Source organism: Acinetobacter seifertii (assembly GCF_000368065.1).
GTDB lineage: Bacteria > Pseudomonadota > Gammaproteobacteria > Pseudomonadales > Moraxellaceae > Acinetobacter > Acinetobacter seifertii.
Genome location: NZ_KB851200.1, coordinates 1,847,464 through 1,870,455 on the forward strand (window position 1 = coordinate 1,847,464; position 22,992 = coordinate 1,870,455).

A 22,992-nucleotide genomic window follows, 5' to 3' on the forward strand; every position below is an offset into this window, starting at 1 on the left:
ATAACCCCTCTATATTATCATTTTAAGACTTGTTATTATCATTTTAAGACTTTACTGAGTTTTTCTTGTGCAGAAGCAACAGATTCCTGTTATCCCATCACGTTATTATTTACGGCTGATTGAAATTTTAATCGGCACGCATCAATACGATAATGATTTACTGAGGACATTCCAACAAGAACTGGCAAAAACAGAATTATTATCGATTCAACAAATTGAACAATTTATTGAAATAGGTTTGAGTTTGCCCAACACTCAAGACTTAGCCTTTGAACTGGGTAAAAATATTAAACTCAGCTCACATAGTCTGGTCGGCTATGCGCTAATGACCAGTCCTAATTTGGAACATGCACTTAGGCTGATTGCACAATATTTTAGACTGATTATGCCGAGTTTTAAGCTCAGCATTGGGTTTCCAACCAATCAGCAAAAGGTTGAACTATTATTTGAACCGATTTTGCAGATGAATAAGCAGTGTTTGGCTTTTCATATTGAAGCGATTGCCGTGGCGTTTTACTACAGCTTGTTAGAGTTGGCAGGCCAGCAATTACAACGCTACCAAGTGTATTTGAGTATTCCTGAGCCGAGCTATCAAGAACGTTACATATCTTTAGTGAAGGCCAATTTCCACTTTAACTATACATGGCTTTCAGGTATACGCGTGGTGATTGATGAGCAACAACTAGCACTACCCTTGCCTCTAGCTGACGCACATAGTTTAAAAATAGTTGAACAACGCTGTCAGGAACAAATCCAGAAAATCTACCATCAAGGCGAAATTGTTGAATGGGTCAGCATGATGTTGCGACAAGCCAATCAAGTCCCCACCCTAATGGAATGTGCCAAAGTATTAAATATTTCGACCAAAACCTTGCAACGCTATTTGCAGCAGCAAGGCGTTGAATTCCATGCTTTAAAGCAACAAATCAGCACTGAGCGTGCCATTGATTTATTAGAGAATTCTAGCTTTACCATTACCCATATTGCCTATGAACTGGGCTATTCTAATCCTGCCAATTTCACCCGTGCATTTAATAAAGTACACGGCTGTAGTCCACACGCTTATCGGCAAGAATATCTCAAGAAAGTAAATCTACTTTAGAACCACTAAACATAAACCAGCGCCTATAGGCAAAATACTACTCATGAAATCTGCATTCTGTTTAATCAAAGATAAAAATGGACTTACCTCAGCTGCATGTGAAATAACCTTATCAATAATAAGAACACCACCTTTGGGCTTCATCAGACGCTTTAAATCTGGCCAATAACTTTCATATGCATCACGTTCAGCGTCTAATAAAATAAAATCGAAAGTTTCCTGAGCTTCATTTAAATAATCTGCTGCATCCCCTATCCAAAAATCAACCACTTCATTTAATGCCAGTTCAGTAACATGGCGTTTCGCCTCATTACTACGATTGGCATCAATTTCAAGCGTGATTACTTTCCCATGTGTCGATTGTGCAGCCTCAGCAAGCCATAAAGTAGAATAACCCGTTGAAGTACCAATTTCTAAAATTGATTTGGCCTGCTGCATTCGAATCAATTGCGATAGAAGTTTTGCAGACTCAGCCTCAATATTTCGATAGCGCAGCAAGCGATCTGACTGCTGGGCATCATGTCGTTTAAAGGTGTCATATAAATCTGCAACTCTTTGTAAGAAAAAAGTATTTGGCATATCTTCACCCTTTAAAATTGTTATTTTATATGACAGCCGTTTAAATTAAGTGCTTTGAATTAACTTGAATCGCGGCACGATACTTCCGTCAGCCATTTGAACCGTTTCAGTAAACATATCAAGCGGACGTACCCAAGTTGAATAATCACCATAAAGACACTGATAAACCACGAGTTCCTCTTCAGTTTCACTGTGTTTTGCCACAGAAAAAACTTGATAGAGATTACCTTTATAATGCTGATAAATGCCGCGTTGCAATGACATGAAAGTACCTTTTAATGTTATGACATAAAATCTTTACAGCCATATAACATATATAAATTTTTAAATACTTTCACTTTAAAAGATAAAAATGAGTAATAAAGAGCATTTATAGATAAATTATTGATCTTATTTATGAATACACTCAATAATTCAAAAAACCGATTAAATCTATAAAAACATACTGTTTCACCTATTTTGTGTTTTAACGTACTATGCATCTATTGAAAGAATTTGGATGCATTGGAGTAAAAACAGATGTTAGATCAAAACATTAAAACTCAATTAAAAGCTTACTTAGAACGTTTAGAAAGTCCAATCGAATTAGTGGCTGCTTTAGATGAATCAGATAAAGCTGCTCAAATTAAAGAGTTAGTGACAGAAATCGCTGAGCTTTCTGACAACGTAACTGCCCGTTTTGATGGCAACAATACACGCCGTCCAAGCTTTGGTGTGGCTAAAGCAGGTGAACAGCCTCGAGTGTTCTTTGCAGGCTTACCAATGGGCCATGAGTTTACGTCTTTGATCTTGGCACTGTTACAAGTCTCTGGCTATGCACCAAAAGTTTCTGATGAAGTGCTGAATCAGATTAAAGGCCTAAACCTTAAAGCCAATTTTGATGTGTTTGTATCCTTAAGCTGTCATAACTGTCCGGACGTGGTACAGGCACTCAACCTGATTGCCATTTATAACCCGAACACCACAGCAACCATGATTGACGGTTCATTCTTCCAAGATGAAGTTGAACAACGCAGAATCATGGCTGTACCAATGGTGTTCCAAGACAATGAGCACATTGGCCAAGGTCGTATGACCCTTGAAGAAATTGTGGCAAAACTTGACACCAACTCAGCTGAAAAAGATGCAGCAACACTCAATGCTAAAGATGCTTTTGATGTATTGGTGATTGGTGGTGGACCTGCGGGTGCAACAGCAGCAATCTATGCAGCACGTAAAGGTATTAACACAGGTATCGTAGCTGAACGCTTCGGTGGTCAGGTGATGGATACCATGGACATTGAAAACTTCACGTCTGTGCAAAAGACTCAAGGTCCTAAGTTTGCTGCCGAGATGGAAGCACACGTTCGTGAATACTATGTCGATATCATGAACCTGCAACGTGTCAGCAAAATCACAGGTGCCAACCAAACGGCAAATGGTCTGGTTGCAGTTGAACTTGAAAACGGTGCGAAACTTGAATCGAAAACTGTGATCCTTTCAACAGGAGCGCGTTGGAGAGAAATGAATGTACCGGGTGAAGCTGAATACCGTACCCGTGGTGTCGCATACTGCCCACACTGTGATGGTCCATTGTTCAAAGGCAAACGTGTCGCAGTGATTGGTGGTGGTAACTCAGGTGTTGAAGCTGCAATTGACCTTGCAGGGATTGTTGAGCATGTGACTCTGGTTGAGTTCGATACCAAACTTCGTGCTGACCAAGTTTTACAAAACAAACTGCATAGCTTGCCGAACACCACGGTGATTATGAATGCCTTAAGTACAGAAGTGTTAGGCGATGGATCACAAGTAACCGGTCTTAAATATAAAGACCGTGCCACTGATGAAGAGCATGTAGTGGAACTTGCAGGGATCTTTGTACAGATTGGTTTATTACCAAATACTGACTTCTTAAAAGACAGTGAGGTTGAGTTAACCAACCGTGGTGAGATCATTGTGAATGACCGCAACGAAACCAATGTACAAGGTGTGTTTGCTGCGGGTGACTGTACCACTGTGCCTTATAAGCAAATTATTATTGCGACAGGTGAAGGCGCTAAAGCATCGCTCTCTGCGTTTGATTACATCATTCGTTCTGGGCAGTAAAAACTGGTTAGCTCCCTCTTATTAAGCGAAAGCCTAGCATTGCAAAATGCTAGGCTTTTTTAATATTGAGGTTACAACTTTTTAACAATTTTCGATCTTTATTAATCATTTACTTTATGTTTATATTTTAGACATCCATATTTGGATGCCATGAATTAGAAGGAAAAACACAATGAATAAATTACTTGTTGCTTTAGGTCTTGCTGCGACCGTAGCCCTAGTTGGTTGTAATAAAGATAAAGCTCCAGAAACTGGTGCGACTACAGGTGAACATTTAGAAAATGCAGCTAAACAAGCAACCGCTGATATTAAATCTGCTGGTGATAAAGCTGCGAGCGATATTGCAACTGCTACAGACAATGCTACAGCTAAAATTGATGCTGCTGCTGACCACGCTGCCGATAAAACTGCAAATGCTGCTGCTCAAACTGAAGCGACTGCGCGTAAAGCAACTGCTGATACAGCCAAAGCTGTTGAACATGCTGCTGCTGACGTTAAAGAGAAAGCTCAAAACTAACAATATCTAATATTAAAAAAGCCCCTATTGATTAGGGGCTTTTTTAATACACTTAAAATCGCTTATGAAATTAAACCTTCATCACGCATTGCAATTTGTACAGATTGACGCTCAGCAACTTTATTCCGTAATGCAATAATATTTTTATAAGGTGTTAAATCATGCTCAATAGAATTTGACCAATTCGTTAAAACAAATAAATAGGCATCAGCTGGCCCAAAATTATCATTTACTAAATAGTCATAGTCTGATTCAGATAAATAACTATCGATATATTTTAAAAGGCGGTCGATTTCAGCATAAGCTTTCGTCTTTTCATCGTTTGTTAACGGTGCGCCAAAAAATACTGCATAAGCATCATGTAATTCAGAGTTCAAATAACCTAACCATTCCAATACTTTCGCACGGCCTAAGCCTGAAGGAGGAATTAAGTCTTGTTTAGGATCATGCTGAGCAAGGAATGGTAAAATCGCCACGTTTTCAGTCAAAATTAACCCCGGGTTAATTTCTAAAGCTGGTACATAGCCCTTCGGATTAATTTCGTAATAATCTGCGCCTTTTTCTGTTTTATGTGTTTTTAAATTTACTTTTTCTAAATCAAAATCAACATTAATTTCATTTAAAATAATATGTGCAGCTAAAGAACATGCGCCTGGCGAATAATATAATTTCATATCTGATCCTTCTTATCTCACATTAACGTTTTAAATTGCTTCTAAAAAACCTGCAAGGTTTGTACAATTCCTTAATTGTAAAAAAGCGTAAATTTATAAATTAGTTACACTCTCTAATATTCTTGAAAAAGTTTGACCTTGCAAGTTGTCTTGCGTGACGATTGTTTAAAATATGATAAAACACATTCACATCACGCATTTTTTACCGTTAATTACGCTTAAAAAGTTGGCTAATCCATTCAACTAATTGGTTTAAGAAATCCAAAATAGGATTTTTGTTGCCATTATCAGGATGACTTGAGTCTTTACCATTTAAATCTAGATCGACAATGACAGGATCATGGTCCGAAGAACGATAGGCATCTTCACCATAAAACAGCGCTTTTTGCTCATCGGTTTTATATTCTTCGTTGTAGTCTAGAACTGTTGGCTCATCTGCATTGATATGCCAAGCAAACGTACGAACTACTTTTGGATATAAATCTGCATCGGCAATCGCATGGTCTAAGTTACCCGCTCCACCATTGCCATTTGCATCACTTGCCACACCAAAAACATAGCTATATGCCTGAGCACCCTGCCCAATCTTAGCGTCATTGAGTAAAACCTTATAGTTGGCTTTTTCAAAAGCTAAAATTGGTGCTTCTTTTGCGTAGCTGTTCATGTCCCCAACGAGTAAAGCATTTTGCTTAGGAACTTGAGTTGGATTTTTCGCGAGCCACTGCACGATTTGATCAACTGCTTTCACACGGGTTGGGTTCCAACATCCTTGACCATCATTTTGATCAGTGTCAGTAGAGTTCGCGTCTACTCCTGTACAACCTTTTGACTTTAAATGGTTTGGAATAACAGTAAACGTCTTATTGCCACGAACAGCTTGGAAAGTTTGTGCTAAGGTCGTTCGGTTTTTATCCCCCAAATCCAGCACAACAGGTTTGTTTAAAGGTTTAACACGCTTACTGTTATAAATAATCGCAACAGCAATAACATCGCCACCTAAACGATCCAAGTTTTCAGGAACCACATATTTCCAGTCTGGACCTAATGCACTTGTTAAATGAGCAATTGCGCTGTTTGGACCATAACCATTGTTGGCAATTTCCATTAAACCGTATACGTCAGCATCAATCGCTTTTAATGCACTTACAATTTTACGGTGTTGTTTATCAAACTCTGTTTGTGTGTTTGCACCGCGTTCTGTTGGAAAACCTGTTGCGCCATTGTCATAGTTCAAAACGTTAAATGAAGCTACACGAATGTGATTAGCATTTTTTGTAAGGACACTTTGACGTGGGTTTGTTTGAGTAACAACTTCTGGTTGAGTACGTCCAAGTACTGGCTGTACGCGCCAGCCATTAAAACGATACTCTAAAATCCCTTCAACATTTTTAAGCTGATAACCTGAACGTAATGTATTGGCAGCACTAAAATTTGTTGGTAACCACGGAGTACGATTTTGGTTGTTATATCCATCATCAAAAATAATTTTCGATAATAAATTTTTCTGAGCTAAAGCTTTCGCTTCTGGCGACAAGGCAGGATATAAATTGGTTGGAATATATAAGCGGCCTAAGCTCAGCGATAGTTCACCATAACGGCCATAGTTATAGTTTTCACTTACCGTCAAAGCTTGAGGTAATTTGACCAACATCCCTTGATAACGCTGCGGAGAATTTGTTGAACTGCCTGCTAAGCTGGTAAATGGTAACTCCAAGCTAATTGGCTGAACTTGATTTGCCATATTGCTATTACAGCTTTGAATATCTTGCTGTAATTGGTCTATTTGTTGCTGATTTTGATAACTTGTTAAACGGCCTCGTAAAATAACTTCATCACCAACTTGGCCACCTTTTACCGTGCTGCTATTTGGAATATAAACAAAAATGGCATTGCTTACATTTGCACGTGCTTTGGTGTCAGGTGTTTGAATATAAAAGCCTGAAAAACCATTCGCATAGCGATAGTCAGCAGTAATTACACCACGTACTGTATAGGTTTGATTTTGTGTTGAAGATGCTAAATCGGCAATTGGTGTATCTGAGCTTGAACAACTGACCGTTTGCACTGGCGGCTGAGTCGTAGAACCCGATAGATTTGAAAAATCATTTCGGTTTGTCCATGCTGTCCACGAGTGGTCCAAATCAAATGCTGCGGTTGGATCGATACTTAAAGCTGGGTTTTCCGTTTCAATACGCTTAAAACTATTTCCTAAACTTGAAACGGCTGTTCCCCAACCTGCCTCTGGTCGTTCACCAATACGCCCAAAACGATCGACAGGTGTGCCTTTATAAACGAGTACAACTGCATCATCACCATTAAAAGATAAAGCAGCGACCTGATTTACTTTACTACCAAGTTCAGTTTGTAGCTCCGAGCGGCCCACTAAAAACTTCTGCTTACTCGCAAGTGTACCCTGTAAACGGAAAGTCACCGTTTTTGCAGTCCCACCATTATTAAACTGTTGAATCTCATAATCTGCTAAGTTCACTGTAGTACCATCCGGGTTATAAATCTCTAACCCTTTTTTATTACTACTACCATCAACATACTGGCTAAACATGAGCTGTGCCTGAGCAACAGAACTATATGAAAATGCACCAAATGCACTTAAAAAAACTGAAAGTGTTCTTAATTGAAAAGTTTTCATGATTAAAAATGTTCATGTGAGTTTTAATTAGTCTCTTAGATTAAATATTGATCATGACATCTACATGAAGAAAAACACCGAAATATTTGACTTGACCACCTGAAGACTTAAAATACCGCATTTGAATTTCAATATTGCCAAGGTTATGTCGATCGATCAGTTAGAAACGCAAATTGCAGAATTAGACAATTTGCCTGAACACCGTGAAATTGTGACGTTTATGCGTCGTTCAGCACCACTTAATACGTCTCAACGCACGGCATTAGAACAACATCGCGATTTAATTTTGGAATATCCTGTTGGTGACTTACGCCAACACTTCGAACATCCAGAACGTCCTTTAACTGTTGAAATCGGTTTTGGTATGGGTCGTTCATTAGTGCTTATGGCAAAGGCCAACCCTGAGCGCAACTATGTAGGTATTGAAGTCCACGTACCTGGTATTGCTCAATGCCTTTATGAAGCAGGTATGGCGGAACTTAAAAACTTACGTGTACTTGATGCAGACGCGATTCAGGTTTTACGTGAAATGCCAGATAACAGTATTAACTGCGTACAGCTTTACTTCCCAGACCCTTGGCAAAAGAAACGTCATTTCAAACGCCGTTTCGTTGCTCATGAGCGTATGCCACTGGTTGAACAAAAGCTTGAGCTTGGCGGTACGTTCCATGCTGCAACAGATTGGGAACCATATGCAGAATGGATGCTAGATGTATTAGACAACCGTCCAGACCTTGAAAACTTGGCAGGTAAAGGCAATAGCTACCCACGTCCAGAGTGGCGTCCAGTGACTAAGTTTGAACGCCGCGGTATTGAATCAGGCCATAAGATTAATGACTTTATCTTTAAAAAGATTAAGTAAACAACAAAAGGCTTAGTTCATTACTAAGCCTTTTATCTTTTAATATTAAAAAATTTATTAGCACTTACTTATTCTATTTTTTTCTTTCGAATTAATGTTTGCCAATCGCACTAAATCTAGCTATTTATAGAAACTGCTATTAGCCACACTAAAAATTGCTAAGGACAACATATGTTAAAAATTTTAGGGCGCGATAACTCCATTAACGTTCGCAAAGTCTTATGGCTATGTGAAGAATTAAATCTTGAATATGAAAGAGAAGACTGGGGTAGAGGCTTTCGCTCTGCTCAATCACCAGAATATTTACAATTAAACCCAAATGGTCAAATTCCTGTTGTTTTAGATGGTGATTTAGTTCTTTGGCAGTCCAACAGTATTATACGTTATCTCGCCAATGCTTATGATAAAGAGCATAAGCTTTACCCTACTCAAGCGAAAGAAAGATTCTTTGTTGACCAGTGGCTTGATTGGCAAGCGATCGAGCTAAATAATAGTTGGACTTATACGATTATGTCTTTGCTTAGACATTCACCAAATCATCAAGATCCAGATTTATTAAAAAAAGGTATTGATAATTGGAATCACCATATGCAGATTCTTGACCAACAGCTTGCAAAAACTCAAGCCTATGTTGCAGGAACTGAGTTCACTCTAGCGGATATTCCAATTGGTCTATCTGTACAGCGCTGGAAGGCCACTCCTTTTGATCATCCAACACTTAAACATGTCGACCAATATTTTGAACTATTAAATCAGCGTGCAGGCTTCTTAAAATGGGGAAATAACGGCGAACCTTAATTTTAAAATCAGTTTTAGTCCGAGTGATGGTGTTTCACAATGCCATCACTTAAAAGTTGATAGACCTGTTTTAAATCATCTCGCCCTGCTTTAGCTAATAGATCCTCATGCATTGCCAAGATATTCTGATCCCCCCTTACCGCAGGCCCAGTTTGCATTTGTTTCGGATCGTTTTCAGTGGCTTTTTTTGCTGTTTCTAACATTAATGGGTAGAGCAAGCTAAAGTCGACTTGTTCCGCATCCACAATCTGTTTAGCCATATCAAAACAGTAGTTAGTAAAATTACAAGCAAATACAGCTGCCAAATGTAATGTTAAACGCTGCTTTGAGGTGTATTGATATACTCGATTACTTAGGCTATTTGCCAAATCAGAGAGCATGGCTAAATCGGCTTTATTGGTCGCCTCTACAAATAATGGTGTGGCTTGCCAATCAACGTCTCTTTCCAGACTGAATGTTTGTAAAGGATAAAACACCCCTGCTTTTTCATGAATATTACTGATAACTTCAATATTGGTACTCCCCGATGTATGAACCATAAGCGTTTCTGGGAATATCTCATGTACCTGCATTACAAGTTCAGCAATAGCGCTGTCTGAAACTGCCAAAATAATTAAATCAGTTGCTTGAAACTCTTGAAGAGACTGACATGCTTTTGCTTGAATTTTTTCTGCAAACTTCTGGGTTTTCTCAAAATCACGCGCATAGACTTGGGTAATGTGATGCCCCTTAGCCAAAAGTGCCTTTGCCAAATGAAAAGAAACACGCCCACTTCCTAACAAACTGATTTTCATATCAACTCAACAATATTGATCTCTATAAAAAAGCTTCTCAAAATGAGAAGCTTTTTTCAAATCAGAATTCAGTAAAATCAAGATTTCTTATGAATCTATTGATTATTGGGCTACTGAAAACTCAATACGACGGTTTTTAAAGCGACCTTCTTCAGTCTTGTTGTCAGCAACAGGGTTTTCTGAACCATGACCTTGGGCAACAAGCTTAGAAGCATCTACTCCTTTAGAAACTAAGTAATCTACTACAGCTTGAGCACGGCGTTGAGAAAGTGCTTTATTGGCAGCAGCATTACCTGTTGAGTCAGTATGACCACCTACGTTTAATTTCACGCTAGTCACTTTATTTAACAGTGTTGCAGCTTGATCAAGAATAGCTTTGTTATCTGCAGGAATTTCACTTGAACCACTCGCGAAGTTAATGATTTGCAAGTTAAGAGCTTTAACTAAAGCATTTACGTCTACATTGTTCGGGTCAATTGAGCCTAACGCTGTTTGCGAAGCCGTTAAACTATTACTCACAGATTGCTCAGCCGTTGCAGGTGCTGTACCAACAACCTCAGTATGTGGCACCAACGCTTTTACCTTGGCAGTTAAAGCTTCTAAAGCTGCGGCATCACCTGCTTTCAATGTAATTTTGTCACCTACCCATTCTAAAGATGCATTTGGAACACCTTTCAATGCACCAAGTACGCCTGCTAATGCATCTTTATCGGTAAATGCAGCAGCATAAGTTTGGCTAGTATCAACATCACAGTCTTTAGTCGCTGAAAGAACTTTCTTAACATGCATTTGCAAAGTTGCCAAGAAGCCCTGATCACCAATACCTGCCTGACATTGACTCACAGCACCTTTTTCATCTGTACTTAAAGTTAAAGTAGCAGGTGCAGCTGCTGCGGTTGCCACACCACTTGCAGGTGAAGTTTCAGGTACAGGTGTAGCCTCTTTATGTTGGCAAGAACGCCACAACCAAGCGATTAATAAACCGAGAATAATCAGTGCAATAATGGGTAAAATTCCGCGAGATTTCCCTGTTGTTTCGGTTGCCGCGGCAAGCGGTGGTGCAGTTGATGTCGTTACTGATGATAAACCTGCACCAAGACCTAATGGTGCCAATAGTCCAACTGCCCATCCTGGTAAATATGAACGAATCGTTTCTGCATGTTGACGTAAATAGTTCACAATACTTTGTTGGTCACTTCCAGCAACTTCAGAAATTGTATTGAGACTAGGTTTGATCGCACTATTGAGTGTACTTTCAATCTCGGCAGATGGCGCAGTACCGCTTAAATGAGTCAGTACAGTATTTTTAATTTGATCATTATGAGAAAAAAGATCAGATAGTGAGGGGGCTAAACTATTTTTTAATTGTCCAATAAGATCAGGTTTAGCAGCTAATAATGAAAGTAAAATTGGATAAAACTTAGAAAGCGCGTTAGTTTTTTCGCCTAGGAATCCATCCTGATTATCTAATATTGTTGAAGATACTTTTTCTTTAAGCAGTTCTATAGGGTTTATCGACATTGTTTATTCTCCCGAATCTTATACGTCGTAACCAGCAATTTTTTGGTTATTCAAATACTTCTGTTTGCTGATAGTTTTTTATTCTAATGCGCTCGAAATCTTTTGTTGTTTTTTAAATAATTTATATACAATTTTCCATCTAGTATTTACAAAACAGGCAGATCAAAAAGATCTGCCTGTTTATATTTTGAATAAGTTTTTAGCCGTCGGAAACTACACAGCAAAAGTTTGTAGCACTTTACCAGTAAGGTTTTGGCCCAGTAATGGCGTATTTTTCCCTTGAGATAAAATAGTGTCTTTGCTTAAGGTCCAGCTTAATTCCGGATCGACTAACACCCACCCTGCTTCAGCTTGCCAACGCGCAGTCATATTTGCTACCTGTGCAGGAGCACTTGTCACTTTGGTAACCCATTCAAGCGGCTCAAATAAGCCTTCATTAATAAGTTGAATGCCTAAGGCTACATAAGTATCGAATGCTGTAATACCCGGTTGAGTTTCAGCAAACGGTGCCATTTTCGCTGAACTACTTAATGGTTCGTGATGCGTACAAATTGCATCAATGATACCTTGTTTTAAACCTTGGCGTAAAAGTTCTTTATCTTGCTCAGAACGCAATGGTGGACGAACATGTGCAAGTGAGTTGAAGCCATCAGTTAATTGCTCAGTTAAATGTAACTGATGCATTGCTACATCGGCAGTGACAGGCAAGCCTTTTGCTTTTGCTGCACGAATTAATTCAACCGACGCACCGCAAGACAACAAGCCAAAGTGAGCTTTGACACCTGTCGCTTCAATCATAAGCAAATATTTTGCAATTGCTACAGTTTCAGCAATTGCAGGAATCATCGGCAAACCTTGACGCGATGCGATAAAACCTTCATGAGCACATCCGTCTTTAGCAAGTTGCGGTTCTTCAGCATAGAACACGACTGTTAAACCAAGACCAGCCGCATACTCAAGCGTGCGAACAACAACATCATCATTTTCAAAAGCAGCATTCGCATTTGAAACAGCAGTACAACCACCCTTTTTAAGGCCAGCCATATTTGCTGGTTGCTTACCATTTAAGCCTTGAGTTTGAGCACCGATAATATGCATATGGATACCACCATCAAGCCAAGCTTTTTCAACTAAGCCATGAATGAGGGCGCCATTGTCTTGAACAATTGGCTTTGAGTCTGGAGGGGTAATGACATGCAAAATACCATTAGCACGTGCAGCCTTCCCTTCAGACTTAAGTGTACCGTGTTGTTGTTGACCCGGTTCACGCAAACGTGCGCACAAATCAACCATAGTCGGCATTAACCATTTGCTTTGCCCATCAATGGTTTGTTCAACTTGGTCAACTGGTGCAACCAACTTACCGTCTTGAATATATACAGTTTGTACGCTGTCTGTTTTTTGGATTGGGTCTAACACACGTACATTTTCAATTTTTACAATACTCATGTGATCCATTCCTTACAACGCAATTGCTTCAATTAAACCTTGTTCTTGAAGTTGCCCTTGCATAGACAACGCCAATACAGCCATACGAACTGCAATACCGTTAGTGACCTGTTTTAAAATCACAGACTGGTCACCATCGGCAATACTCGAGTCAATTTCTACACCACGGTTCATTGGTCCCGGATGCATAACAATACAGTCTGGTTTAGCTAAACTTAGGCGTTCTTTGTTTAAGCCATACATTCTGTAGAATTCAGATTGCGAAGATAACGCTGGTGAATCAATACGTTCATTTTGAATACGTAGCGCAATAATCACATCACAACCAGTAACACCTTCATCCATGTTATTGAACAAACGGACATGGTCACCATATTCTGAAAAACCAACTGGCAATAATGTATTCGGTGCAATCACACGAATATCTTTACATCCAAGAGTTTGAAGTGCAGCCACATCTGAACGTGCTACGCGAGAGTGCTTAATGTCACCAATAATGGCAACACTCAACTCTTCAAATGGTTTTTTGGTTTCACGGCGAATGGTCAGCATATCAAGCATCGCTTGCGTTGGATGAGCATGACGTCCATCTCCAGCATTAATAATTGCGACTTTTGGGCATACATCTTTAGCAATGAAATGTGCAGCACCCGAAGATGAATGGCGGACTACAAAAATATCGGCAGCCATTGCCTCAAGGTTCCAAAGCGTATCTCGTAAAGTTTCACCTTTAGATGTACTTGAACGAGCAATATCAATGTTCAGCACATTGGCAGACAAACGCTTTGCTGCTGCTTCAAAAGTAGTACGAGTACGGGTGGAGTTTTCAAAGAAAAGATTCATCACCGTCCGTCCTTCTAAAAGCGGGCGGTTGATTAAATTATTATTATCGTCTAAAAAGCTTTGCGCGGTATCTAAAATCTTAGTGAGGTTTTCTTTTGAAAGGCCCTCAATCGTTAAAAAATGTTTTAAATTTCCGTCTTGATTGAGCTGAACCTGGCTCGGCTGATGCAACGCTGCAATATGCATAATGGATTCCTATGGGTCGAATCGCGAAAACGTGCATAGTGTAGCTGAATTCCAGCTTTTTCGCAGAAGAACTTTACAGAATAAGACCCTAAATTGACCAGAAAATTTAGGGTCGCGCAAAGATTACCTTAAAGCACCAATATAATGATGTGGAACTTGTGCCCGATAAATATCTTCAGCCGTGATTTCTGTTTCTTCGCTTAACTGAACATTGCTAGCGATTTGTTTTTGAGGAAGCTCGGGTATTGATTCAGTCAATGAGTTTAATCGCTCAACAAAACGTTTTAATTCATCGTCATCTGTTTCCAAGGCAAGTGCTATTACATACTTTGCATAATCTTTATTTTGGACCACATACAATGCATCGATGACTCGTCCCGTGACTCTACGCATACGTACATATATTTGTGTAGAGATTGAAAAAGCTTCCGCATTGGTTACAAAACCATTCCCCATCATATCTTTCATTTATATTCCCCTATGCTTTCAAATCATAAAATTGGTTAAAAACCATTTAATAAATAAGCGTTACTCATAGAGGTTTAGCAAAATACATACCAGTTTATATATTTTAAGCTTTAAAAATCAGTTTATTGGTTGCCAAGTGATAGGTTGCAATAATTTAAAGACCTTTACACATCAAAATAAGTTAAACTTTGCATCGTTAATATTTATATGTTTTGGTCAATTGAGTTTATGAATACCTCTTTACGTTTAAACCACTATTGGATTACTTGTGCTGATGGTTTAGAAAGCCTCTTACAAGAAGAAATAGAACAGCTTGGCACCAAAGTGACAGAACGTAAAGCTGGACGTTTAATCATTGAAGGAACGCTTGAGCATGCTTATCGTATTTGCATGTGGTCACGTCTCGCTTCTCGTGTTTTACTTCCAATTCATACTTATGAACTTGAACACACACATGATGCACGTGACGTAGCAGAAGAGCTTTACGAAGGTGCAATGAGCTTTGACTGGTCACTTATTTTTGCACCACAAAGTACCTTCGCTATTCGTCTACATGCAGAGCGTGAAATCAAGGTTAATACTCAATTTGCAACGCTTCGAGCAAAAGACGGTGTCGTCGATTCCTTTATGGAAGCTGTAGGTCGTCGCCCAAGTATTGATACTAAACAACCAGAAATTACCTTATATGTGCTTGCTGGTAAGACCGAACATACTTACTGTCTAGATTTATCTGGTGACTCATTGCATAAACGCGGCTACCGTCGTTACATGACAGATGCACCGATTAAAGAGAACCTAGCTGCCGCAATTTTACAAAAAGCTAAGCTTAAAGAACGTAATCCTGAACTTGTACTCGACCCAATGTGTGGTTCAGGTACATTTATCATTGAAGCATTAATGATTTTAACTGACCGCGCACCTGGTCTTGTTCGTCGTTTTGGCTTTAATGGCTGGCATGGTCATGACCGTGAACTTTGGCTTTCGCTCAAAGCTGAAGCAGCAGAACGTCATGAGAAAGCGCTTGAGTTACCTCTACCTAAGTTTTATGCCTACGATGCGGATTGGGAAGCGGTAAAAGCAACACGCGAAAATATTATTGCGGCGGGCTTTGAAAAACTATTAAGCGAAATTCAAATTGAAGAACGTACTTTAGCTGACTGGCCAGATTTTGCCGCTGAAAAGAAAACAGCTTTTATTGTGACTAACCCTCCATATGGCGAACGTTTAGGTGATAAAGCATCAAACCGTTCTCTTTATTTAGGTCTATCTGCACTTTTACAAAAACATTTCCCAAATCAATATGCCGCTATTATTGCAGCTCAAATTGAACAAGCCGATGTTTTAGCTTTTGAAGCGCCTGAAACTCTACGCTTAATGAATGGTAAATTACCAATTTACATTCGTTTCGGTGCAATCAAACCAGAAAAAGTAACACAACCATTTTTAGCAACTTGGCAAGCTCAACCCGTGGAAATAGAAGAAGCTCAAGACTTTGCTAACCGTTTGCAAAAAAATATGACTGCCTTGAAAAAATGGGCGACTAAAGAAAATATTTATTGCTTACGCTTATACGATGCCGACTTACCTGACTTTAACGTCGCTGTAGATTTATATGGCGATCGCTTACATGTTCAGGAATATGCTCCACCAAAAACAATCGATCCTGAAAAAGCAAAAAAACGTTTTAATTTAGCGCTTGCTGTAATTCGTGCTGTGACTGGTTTGAACCGCGATGCTATTTTTATTAAAACACGTGCTCGTCAAACAGGAACTAATCAATATACGAAACAAAGTACAGCTTCAAAACGTTTTATCGTTCAAGAAGGTAAAGCTAAAATTTTAGTGAACCTAACCGACTACCTCGATACAGGTTTATTCCTTGACCACCGTCAAATGCGTTTACGTATTGCTCAAGAAGCTCGTGGTAAACATTTCTTGAACTTATATAGTTATACCTCTACAGCAAGCTTACATGCTGCCTTGGGCGGTGCTGCTAGTACCACAAGTGTCGACTTATCGAATACTTACTTAGGCTGGTCAAAAGAAAACTTCGTTTTAAATGGTTTAACTGTAGATCATGCAGACGAACAACACATGTTCTTTGCAAGCGACTGTTTTGAATGGTTAAAAGAAGGTCACGAACAATATGATCTTATCTTTATTGACCCACCTACTTTCTCTAACTCTAAAAAGTTCTACGGTACTTTCGACGTACAACGCGACCATGTTTCTCTTATTAAACGTGCAATGAACCGTTTAACAAGTGAAGGTACACTTTACTTCTCGAATAACTATCGTGGCTTCGAGATGGATGAAGAGATTGAAGCACTATACGACGTTGAAGAAATTACGTCTGAAACGATCGGACTTGATTTTAAACGAAATCAAAAAATCCACCGTGCTTGGAAAATTCAGCATCTAGGTCTGAACTAATATAAATTTGGCGAGAAGTTATTATTACTTTACGGTAATGATAACTTCGCCACGTACATTTTTTGGCTCAAATTCATAACGTGTAAAACGATCTGCCCGATCTGGTAATGCAACCATCTCTAGTTCTTTCTTTTCTTTAATATCTATTACCTGATTTTGTTTTTGTTCCTGATAAGGTGATAACACACTCGACCTTAATGAATTCCAGCGAACTTCTTGTAAATAGTTATCTCCTAATTCTTTTCGAGCTCGATGCTGTTCTTTTTCAGGCTTCTTGGCATCATCTTGGGCTTTAGCAATAATAACGGGCAAAGATGCGGTTATCGCTCCTGTCTGAGTCGAAAGCGCACTTTCACTCATGGGTTGAGCAGCCCAAGTATTTGATAATAATACAGACATACCGCTTAAAATTATTAGCGCACACCCTTGCTTATTATTCATTACCTACTTCCTAAAATTGTTATTGTTTGTTATATCAAATAAAACTAGCAACTTTTTAACCTTGTCGCAATGTTATAAAGAAACTTCCCGATAATTAGCATTGATCATTTTAAAATCAAAATATATCACAAGTATTTCGTCACTATTCAATAGTTTTATAGATTGTTATCTCAGGCTTGAAGGATACCTTTAAATCACTTACTGTAATTTTATAATTCATTTGTATTTGATTTTATTTATAAATACACACCATACGAGGTGAAATAATGCTCCAGCAATGCTGCCAATTATTAGAAGATCTTCAACTTAAAGTTGCATTTATTGAAAGTGCCAGTTCAGGTTACTTAACCAGTCAGTTTTCGATTCATAAAAATAGTGGCGCTGATATTTTACTGGGCGGTTTGGTTAGTTATGACCCCAGCATTAAAATTAGTATTTTAAAAGTCGATCCAAATTTAATTAATATGTACACAGCTGAATCGCCACAAGTGACAGAAGAAATGTGTAAGTTGGGCCAAATCTTATTTCAGCAAGCGGATATTATTGTAAGTTGTACGGGTTTACTCAAACATGGTGGAAGTGAAACCGCAGAAAAGACTGTAGGTACTTTTTTTATCTGTATTTCTTACAAAAAGCGTATTTATCATTATCATTATTTTTTATCTGGCCATGCCGAACAGAAACTAAAAACTCTCACACAAAAAGTAGCAGACTCAATTATTACGCTTATATCATCTAATCAAAATAAAATTTAAATATAAAAAAAGAGAATATGTTTCCATATTCTCTTTTCGGTTTTAGCAGAAAGAGCTTAGCTCAGTTTCATCTTATCAAAAACTAAGTGACCATGCTCGCCTTTAACTAAAATAGTGTCACCTGCGACAAAATCACCCGATAATATTTTTTGAGCTAATGTGTTTTCAACCTGTTGTTGAATTGCACGTTTTAATGGACGCGCTCCGTACACAGGATCAAAACCAGCATCGATCAATAAATCAAATGCACTGTCATCAACATTCAAGCTCATATCACGATCAACTAGACGTGAACGTAAACGATCTAACTGAATATCCGCAATACCACGAATCTGCGCTTTCTTGAGTGAATGGAAAACCACAAGCTCATCAATCCGGTTAATAAATTCCGGACGGAAATGCTGACTCACTGCATTCATCACGACTGTACGTACTTCGTCATCAGTTGCACCATCACCTAGCTCACGTACATCTTGTGAACCTAAGTTTGATGTCATCACAATAACCGTGTTTTTAAAGTCCACTACTCGACCTTGTGAGTCGGTTAAGCGACCATCATCCAATACTTGTAGTACGATATTGAAAACATCTGGATGCGCTTTTTCAACCTCATCAAACAACACCACACTATATGGTTTACGGCGAACAGCTTCTGTTAAAACACCACCTTCTTCGTAGCCAACATACCCTGGAGGCGCACCAACTAAACGGCTGACAGAATGTTTTTCCATGAATTCACTCATGTCGATACGAATCATGGCATCATCACTATCAAACAAGAAGTTAGCTAAAGCTTTAGTTAACTCAGTTTTACCTACACCTGTTGGACCTAAGAATAAGAATGATCCACTAGGACGATTCGGGTCAGATAAACCTGCACGTGAACGACGTACTGCATTCGATACCGCAACAACAGCTTCATCTTGCCCAACAACACGGTCATGTAAAAACTCTTCCATATGAAGAAGTTTTTCACGCTCGCCTTGCATCATTTTAGCAACCGGAATACCCGTTGCAGCACTAACCACTTCAGCAATTTCATTTTCAGTCACTTTAGTACGAATGAGTTTTGGTTCTTCGTTTTCTTCAGCAACTTCGTCTTGCTCAAGTTGTTTTTGAAGCTCTGGAATTACACCATATTGCAAACGTGCCGCTTCAGCCAAATCACCTTCACGCTGAGCTTTTTCAAAAGCAATACGAGCTTTATCAAGTTCAACCTGAGCTTGTTTGGTACCCTCTACTAGAGTTTTCTCAGCCTTCCACACTTCTTCAAGATCGTTGTATTCTTTCTGAACTTCAGCGATCTGTTTTTCAAGATGAGTAACTTCGGCTTTACTGCCTGCATCTTCATCTTTTTTCACCGCTTCCAATTGCATTTTCAACTGGATTAAACGGCGGTCAAGCTTATCAAGTGCTTCAGGTTTAGAATCAATCTCCATTTTGATACGAGAAGCTGCTTCATCGATCAAATCAATTGCCTTGTCAGGTAATTGACGGTCTGTAATATAGCGATGAGACATTTTCGCCGCAGCAATAATCGCTGAGTCTAAAATTTGCACACCATGGTGAGTAGCATATTTCTCTTTTAGACCACGTAAAATCGCAATTGTATCTTCTACACTTGGCTCATCAACCAGTACTTTTTGGAAACGACGCTCTAAAGCTGCATCTTTTTCAATGTATTGGCGATATTCGTCTAAAGTAGTCGCACCCACACAGCGTAACTCACCACGAGCCAATGCAGGTTTTAACATGTTCCCTGCATCCATCGCACCGTCGCCTTTACCAGCGCCTACAAGCGTATGCAGCTCATCAATAAACAGGATGATTTCGCCTTCGTGTTTCGCCAAATCTTTTAAAACTGCTTTTAAGCGTTCTTCAAACTCACCACGATACTTCGCGCCCGCAAGTAATGATCCTAAGTCGAGGGATAAAACACGTTTATTTTTTAAGCCCTCTGGCACTTCGCCATTCACAATACGCTGTGCTAAACCTTCAACAATAGCGGTTTTACCCACACCCGGCTCACCAATGAGTACAGGGTTGTTTTTTGTACGACGTGACAAGACTTGAATGGTACGGCGAATCTCGTCATCACGCCCAATGACCGGATCAAGTTTCCCCGATAAAGCCCGCTCAGTTAAATCAATCGTATATTTATTAAGTGAGTCACGTTGGTCTTCGTGATTATTACTCATGACTTTGTCACTACCTCGAATATGTTCAATTACTTTGCGTAGACTGTCGGGAGTTACACCTACGGCACTTAAAATATTTTTTGTTTCGCCAGTTTCTGCCAAGCCCAATAAAACCCAGTCAGTTGACAAAAATTCATCACCCGCTTTTTGCGCATATCGATCTGCCAAGTTAAGCGCTTTAACTGCTTCTGGGTTTAAATTGACATCGCCTGTCGGATTCGCAATAGTCGGAGCATCTTTTATAGCTTGCTCAAGCTTTTGTTTAAGTTCAGGTAACCGTGCACCTGCTTGTTGCAACAAGCTAATATTTGAAGGCTCTTCTAATAAGGTACTCAAAATATGAATACCTGCTATAGCGGTATGGTCTTTACCCATCGCTAAAGATTGAGCATCTGAAAGGGCTTGCTGCAAGCGGTTTGTAAATTTTTCAAAACGCATTCTTGTTATTCCTCACAACAAATTTGTACTTGTCTAATAGATGGGAACACTTTTTCGGATTTCAAATAAATTTTTATATATTTTTCATAATGTTATTAAAATAACAATAAGTAAAACTCCATTATAATATGGGTTTGTTTTGTATATATTTCAAGTACACTTCAGCTACATTTTATTAAATCACTTAAATATTTATATTTAGTTCCGTCTGCTCTACTCTTTTCACAAACTCTTCATTGAGAATTCTAAAAATAAGAATTAATTTATCCGGCTAACTCCATCCTGTTTTTGAAATTTAAAATGCGTTTAAAACATATTATATTAACAATTAGTCTTTTTAGCTCGACACTAACAATGGCGGAGTTACCTCAAGACTCAAGAAGACCCGGTGGAATTGCAGTCGTTCCATTATCGACCGATATTACTCAAGTCACTTTTCAACATAAACCCGTTTTAATCAGTCAAGAAGGTCATCAACGTTATGCTGTAGTAGGTATTCCGTTATCTACACCACTTGGCAGTGTTCAGCTCAATACCAATAAAGCGCCTATTCCAATAGAAGTTAAGTCTTATCCTTATGCTGAGCAACGGATTAAAGTCAATAACCAAGACTATGTGAACCCCAACCAAAGTCAGTTAGATCGTTATGCTCAAGAAGCGAAAGAACAAAATGAAGTTTATAATTCTTTCACATCAAGTTCATGGCAAAGCTTACCCAAATTTATACGTCCCACTTCAGGGAAATTTACCAATTCTTTTGGAAGAAAACGCTTTTTTAATGGTGAAGAACGTGCACCTCACTCAGGTCTTGATATTCCAGCCCCTGTAGGTCAAAAAGTAATTGCACCAGCAGATGGCGTGGTCGTTCAGACAGGAAACTATTTCTTTAATGGCCAAACTGTATTAATTGATCACGGCCAAGGCCTAGTCAGCATGTTTTGCCATTTAAGCTCAATCAAAGTAGAGAAAGGCCAACATATCCGCCAAGGAGAAACATTAGGTTTAGTGGGCAAAACAGGACGCGTGACAGGCCCTCATTTACATTGGGGCATGAGTCTTAATAATGCTCGGGTAGATCCGCAGCTTTTTCTAAATACACCTCGTTAATTTAAAGCCTTACGAAAATACTTTGGTGCTTCAACATAACCTTCTTTTAGATAAAATTGATGTGCCAAAGGTCTTTGTATTCCTGAATGCAATTCCATTCGATCACAACCACGCTGCTTAGCTAGACGCTCTGCTTCTTGTATAAGCAAATGCCCCACTCCTTTACCACGCATATTCTGATCAACACACAAATAGCAGATTTTGGCAAAATCTCCTTTTAAGGCAATTTGCGGAATAAAATAGAGAGACAAAACTCCATACACATGCGAATCATCGGCTGCGACCAATGTAATTGCATTGGGATCTTCACTTAACTTTTGAAATTGTTCCTGAACCAATCCTAGAGGCTGCGAATATCCCATTTGCTCCAGCAAGTGACATATGGCCTCGGTATCTTGCGACTGTGCTAAACGGATATTCACCCAACATTCTCCATATTATTTTTTAAATTATTCTTATCTTAAAAAAAGCCAACATCACTGTTAGCTTTTCTTTTTCAGGCATTCATATGAAATTATGCAGCTTCAATAATCTCAAAATCGTGAGTAATTTTTACACCACCATCAGAAAGCATTTTACTCGCTGAACAATATTTTTCAGCTGATAGCTCTACTGCTTTTGCAACCTGTTTTTCTTTGACAGCTTTACCTGTTACCACAAAGTGCAAATGAATTTTTGTGAAAACCGCTGGAATTGCATCGGCACGCTCAGCTTTAAGCTGACATACGACATTCGTCACATCTTGACGAGATTTCTTTAAAATCGTCACAATATCAAACGAAGCACACCCACCAAGTCCCATTAATAGCAATTCCATAGGACGTGGTCCACGGTTTTCACCACCATACTCAGGTGAGCCATCCATGATGACACTATGTCCACTATCCGATTTCGCTTCAAAAGCAACATTCTCTAGCCAATGTACACTTGTTTGCATTGCAACTACCCAAAAAAAATTATAAATTTAAGCAGGGTCTGTTGACATTTCATCTATGGATTGCGTAATAGCTAAAAATTAATTCAAATAAAAACGCAAAACACAGACAAGGGCAATCCTTTGTCCAGTTTTGTAATAAAATTTGTTAAATTTCAGCC

General features: G+C 39.0%; 21 protein-coding genes. 8 read left to right on the forward strand and 13 right to left on the reverse strand.

Annotated features, from left to right (window positions below):
• Positions 1 to 67 precede the first annotated feature (67 nt).
• Positions 68 to 1,102 (forward strand): helix-turn-helix domain-containing protein, encoded by a 1,035-nt coding sequence (locus F985_RS16205; RefSeq protein ID WP_004702743.1) that lies wholly within the window; start codon positions 68 to 70, stop codon positions 1,100 to 1,102.
• On the opposite strand, the gene F985_RS16210 is transcribed toward F985_RS16205, so the two are convergent.
• Positions 1,094 to 1,681, reverse strand: a complete 588-nt coding sequence (locus tag F985_RS16210; RefSeq protein ID WP_004702745.1) for an O-methyltransferase — start codon at positions 1,679 to 1,681, stop codon at positions 1,094 to 1,096. The genes F985_RS16205 and F985_RS16210 overlap by 9 nt on opposite strands.
• Before the next feature lie 45 nt (positions 1,682 to 1,726).
• A complete protein-coding gene (locus F985_RS16215; protein ID WP_004702746.1) occupies positions 1,727 to 1,945 on the reverse strand; it encodes a DUF1653 domain-containing protein in 219 nt (72 codons plus the stop codon).
• Between the two features lie 255 nt (positions 1,946 to 2,200).
• Between F985_RS16215 and ahpF the strand changes: the two genes are divergently transcribed.
• Both ahpF and F985_RS16225 read left to right on the forward strand, forming a co-directional pair.
• A complete protein-coding gene (gene ahpF / locus F985_RS16220; protein WP_004702747.1) occupies positions 2,201 to 3,766 on the forward strand; it encodes an alkyl hydroperoxide reductase subunit F in 1,566 nt (521 codons plus the stop codon).
• A gap of 172 nt (positions 3,767 to 3,938) precedes the next feature.
• A complete protein-coding gene (locus F985_RS16225; protein ID WP_004702748.1) occupies positions 3,939 to 4,283 on the forward strand; it encodes a hypothetical protein in 345 nt (114 codons plus the stop codon).
• A 62-nt stretch (positions 4,284 to 4,345) separates the two neighbouring features.
• Here the strand turns inward: F985_RS16225 and F985_RS16230 are convergent, their stop codons facing one another.
• Both F985_RS16230 and F985_RS16235 read right to left on the reverse strand, forming a co-directional pair.
• Positions 4,346 to 4,957, reverse strand: coding sequence for a glutathione binding-like protein (locus F985_RS16230; RefSeq protein WP_004702749.1), 612 nt, complete (start codon positions 4,955 to 4,957; stop codon positions 4,346 to 4,348).
• Positions 4,958 to 5,165: 208 nt separating this feature from the next.
• On the reverse strand, positions 5,166 to 7,604 hold the full coding sequence (locus tag F985_RS16235; protein ID WP_004702750.1) for an ExeM/NucH family extracellular endonuclease: 2,439 nt from the start codon (positions 7,602 to 7,604) through the stop codon (positions 5,166 to 5,168).
• Positions 7,605 to 7,749: 145 nt separating this feature from the next.
• On the opposite strand from F985_RS16235, the gene trmB reads away from it, so the two are divergent.
• Positions 7,750 to 8,466, forward strand: a complete 717-nt coding sequence (trmB, locus tag F985_RS16240; protein ID WP_004702751.1) for a tRNA (guanosine(46)-N7)-methyltransferase TrmB — start codon at positions 7,750 to 7,752, stop codon at positions 8,464 to 8,466.
• 171 nt (positions 8,467 to 8,637) lie between these two features.
• The gene (locus F985_RS16245; protein WP_004702752.1) at positions 8,638 to 9,264 is read left to right on the forward strand and encodes a glutathione S-transferase family protein; all 627 of its coding nucleotides are present in this window, start codon (positions 8,638 to 8,640) and stop codon (positions 9,262 to 9,264) included.
• Between the two features lie 14 nt (positions 9,265 to 9,278).
• Here F985_RS16245 and F985_RS16250 read toward each other — a convergent pair whose 3' ends face one another.
• The 5 genes from F985_RS16250 to F985_RS16270 all read right to left on the reverse strand — a co-directional run bounded on the left by F985_RS16250 (position 9,279) and on the right by F985_RS16270 (position 14,525).
• Entirely contained in the window at positions 9,279 to 10,058 is a 780-nt protein-coding gene (locus F985_RS16250; protein ID WP_004702753.1) for a Rossmann-like and DUF2520 domain-containing protein, read from the reverse strand.
• Between the two features lie 102 nt (positions 10,059 to 10,160).
• A complete protein-coding gene (locus F985_RS16255) occupies positions 10,161 to 11,579 on the reverse strand; it encodes an OmpA family protein (protein WP_004702754.1) in 1,419 nt (472 codons plus the stop codon).
• A 213-nt stretch (positions 11,580 to 11,792) separates the two neighbouring features.
• Positions 11,793 to 13,028 (reverse strand): dihydroorotase, encoded by a 1,236-nt coding sequence (locus tag F985_RS16260; RefSeq protein ID WP_004702755.1) that lies wholly within the window; start codon positions 13,026 to 13,028, stop codon positions 11,793 to 11,795.
• 12 nt (positions 13,029 to 13,040) lie between these two features.
• Entirely contained in the window at positions 13,041 to 14,057 is a 1,017-nt protein-coding gene (locus F985_RS16265; protein ID WP_004702756.1) for an aspartate carbamoyltransferase catalytic subunit, read from the reverse strand.
• 123 nt (positions 14,058 to 14,180) lie between these two features.
• Positions 14,181 to 14,525 (reverse strand): hypothetical protein, encoded by a 345-nt coding sequence (locus F985_RS16270; RefSeq protein ID WP_004702757.1) that lies wholly within the window; start codon positions 14,523 to 14,525, stop codon positions 14,181 to 14,183.
• A 228-nt stretch (positions 14,526 to 14,753) separates the two neighbouring features.
• Between F985_RS16270 and rlmKL the strand changes: the two genes are divergently transcribed.
• Positions 14,754 to 16,958: a bifunctional 23S rRNA (guanine(2069)-N(7))-methyltransferase RlmK/23S rRNA (guanine(2445)-N(2))-methyltransferase RlmL gene (rlmKL, locus tag F985_RS16275; RefSeq protein WP_019458144.1), complete on the forward strand. Its 2,205-nt coding sequence runs from the start codon at positions 14,754 to 14,756 to the stop codon at positions 16,956 to 16,958.
• Between the two features lie 24 nt (positions 16,959 to 16,982).
• On the opposite strand, the gene F985_RS16280 is transcribed toward rlmKL, so the two are convergent.
• Positions 16,983 to 17,399 carry a hypothetical protein gene (locus F985_RS16280; RefSeq protein WP_004702759.1) on the reverse strand — a complete coding sequence of 139 codons (417 nt, stop codon included), beginning with the start codon at positions 17,397 to 17,399 and terminating at the stop codon, positions 16,983 to 16,985.
• Between the two features lie 266 nt (positions 17,400 to 17,665).
• Here F985_RS16280 and F985_RS16285 point away from each other — a divergent pair, with 266 nt between their 5' ends.
• Positions 17,666 to 18,154, forward strand: coding sequence for a CinA family protein (locus F985_RS16285; protein ID WP_004702761.1), 489 nt, complete (start codon positions 17,666 to 17,668; stop codon positions 18,152 to 18,154).
• Between the two features lie 56 nt (positions 18,155 to 18,210).
• Here F985_RS16285 and clpB read toward each other — a convergent pair whose 3' ends face one another.
• Entirely contained in the window at positions 18,211 to 20,790 is a 2,580-nt protein-coding gene (gene clpB / locus F985_RS16290; protein WP_004702763.1) for an ATP-dependent chaperone ClpB, read from the reverse strand.
• A 300-nt stretch (positions 20,791 to 21,090) separates the two neighbouring features.
• Between clpB and F985_RS16295 the strand changes: the two genes are divergently transcribed.
• Positions 21,091 to 21,897, forward strand: coding sequence for a peptidoglycan DD-metalloendopeptidase family protein (locus F985_RS16295; RefSeq protein WP_004702765.1), 807 nt, complete (start codon positions 21,091 to 21,093; stop codon positions 21,895 to 21,897).
• Here F985_RS16295 and F985_RS16300 read toward each other — a convergent pair.
• Together F985_RS16300 and F985_RS16305 are read right to left on the reverse strand one after the other, a co-directional pair.
• The gene (locus tag F985_RS16300; RefSeq protein ID WP_004702767.1) at positions 21,894 to 22,319 is read right to left on the reverse strand and encodes a GNAT family N-acetyltransferase; all 426 of its coding nucleotides are present in this window, start codon (positions 22,317 to 22,319) and stop codon (positions 21,894 to 21,896) included. The genes F985_RS16295 and F985_RS16300 overlap by 4 nt on opposite strands.
• A 92-nt stretch (positions 22,320 to 22,411) precedes the next feature.
• Positions 22,412 to 22,834: an OsmC family protein gene (locus F985_RS16305; protein WP_004702769.1), complete on the reverse strand. Its 423-nt coding sequence runs from the start codon at positions 22,832 to 22,834 to the stop codon at positions 22,412 to 22,414.
• Positions 22,835 to 22,992 lie beyond the last annotated feature (158 nt).

Coding starts and splice junctions, on each gene's coding strand:
- F985_RS16210 (WP_004702745.1), bottom strand. CDS start 1,681: ATGCCAAATACTTTTTTCTTACAAAGAGTTGCAGATTTATATGACACC.
- F985_RS16215 (WP_004702746.1), bottom strand. CDS start 1,945: ATGTCATTGCAACGCGGCATTTATCAGCATTATAAAGGTAATCTCTAT.
- ahpF (WP_004702747.1), top strand. CDS start 2,201: ATGTTAGATCAAAACATTAAAACTCAATTAAAAGCTTACTTAGAACGT.
- F985_RS16225 (WP_004702748.1), top strand. CDS start 3,939: ATGAATAAATTACTTGTTGCTTTAGGTCTTGCTGCGACCGTAGCCCTA.
- F985_RS16230 (WP_004702749.1), bottom strand. CDS start 4,957: ATGAAATTATATTATTCGCCAGGCGCATGTTCTTTAGCTGCACATATT.
- F985_RS16235 (WP_004702750.1), bottom strand. CDS start 7,604: ATGAAAACTTTTCAATTAAGAACACTTTCAGTTTTTTTAAGTGCATTT.
- trmB (WP_004702751.1), top strand. CDS start 7,750: ATGTCGATCGATCAGTTAGAAACGCAAATTGCAGAATTAGACAATTTG.
- F985_RS16245 (WP_004702752.1), top strand. CDS start 8,638: ATGTTAAAAATTTTAGGGCGCGATAACTCCATTAACGTTCGCAAAGTC.
- F985_RS16250 (WP_004702753.1), bottom strand. CDS start 10,058: ATGAAAATCAGTTTGTTAGGAAGTGGGCGTGTTTCTTTTCATTTGGCA.
- F985_RS16255 (WP_004702754.1), bottom strand. CDS start 11,579: ATGTCGATAAACCCTATAGAACTGCTTAAAGAAAAAGTATCTTCAACA.
- F985_RS16260 (WP_004702755.1), bottom strand. CDS start 13,028: ATGAGTATTGTAAAAATTGAAAATGTACGTGTGTTAGACCCAATCCAA.
- F985_RS16265 (WP_004702756.1), bottom strand. CDS start 14,057: ATGCATATTGCAGCGTTGCATCAGCCGAGCCAGGTTCAGCTCAATCAA.
- F985_RS16270 (WP_004702757.1), bottom strand. CDS start 14,525: ATGAAAGATATGATGGGGAATGGTTTTGTAACCAATGCGGAAGCTTTT.
- rlmKL (WP_019458144.1), top strand. CDS start 14,754: ATGAATACCTCTTTACGTTTAAACCACTATTGGATTACTTGTGCTGAT.
- F985_RS16280 (WP_004702759.1), bottom strand. CDS start 17,399: ATGAATAATAAGCAAGGGTGTGCGCTAATAATTTTAAGCGGTATGTCT.
- F985_RS16285 (WP_004702761.1), top strand. CDS start 17,666: ATGCTCCAGCAATGCTGCCAATTATTAGAAGATCTTCAACTTAAAGTT.
- clpB (WP_004702763.1), bottom strand. CDS start 20,790: ATGCGTTTTGAAAAATTTACAAACCGCTTGCAGCAAGCCCTTTCAGAT.
- F985_RS16295 (WP_004702765.1), top strand. CDS start 21,091: ATGCGTTTAAAACATATTATATTAACAATTAGTCTTTTTAGCTCGACA.
- F985_RS16305 (WP_004702769.1), bottom strand. CDS start 22,834: ATGCAAACAAGTGTACATTGGCTAGAGAATGTTGCTTTTGAAGCGAAA.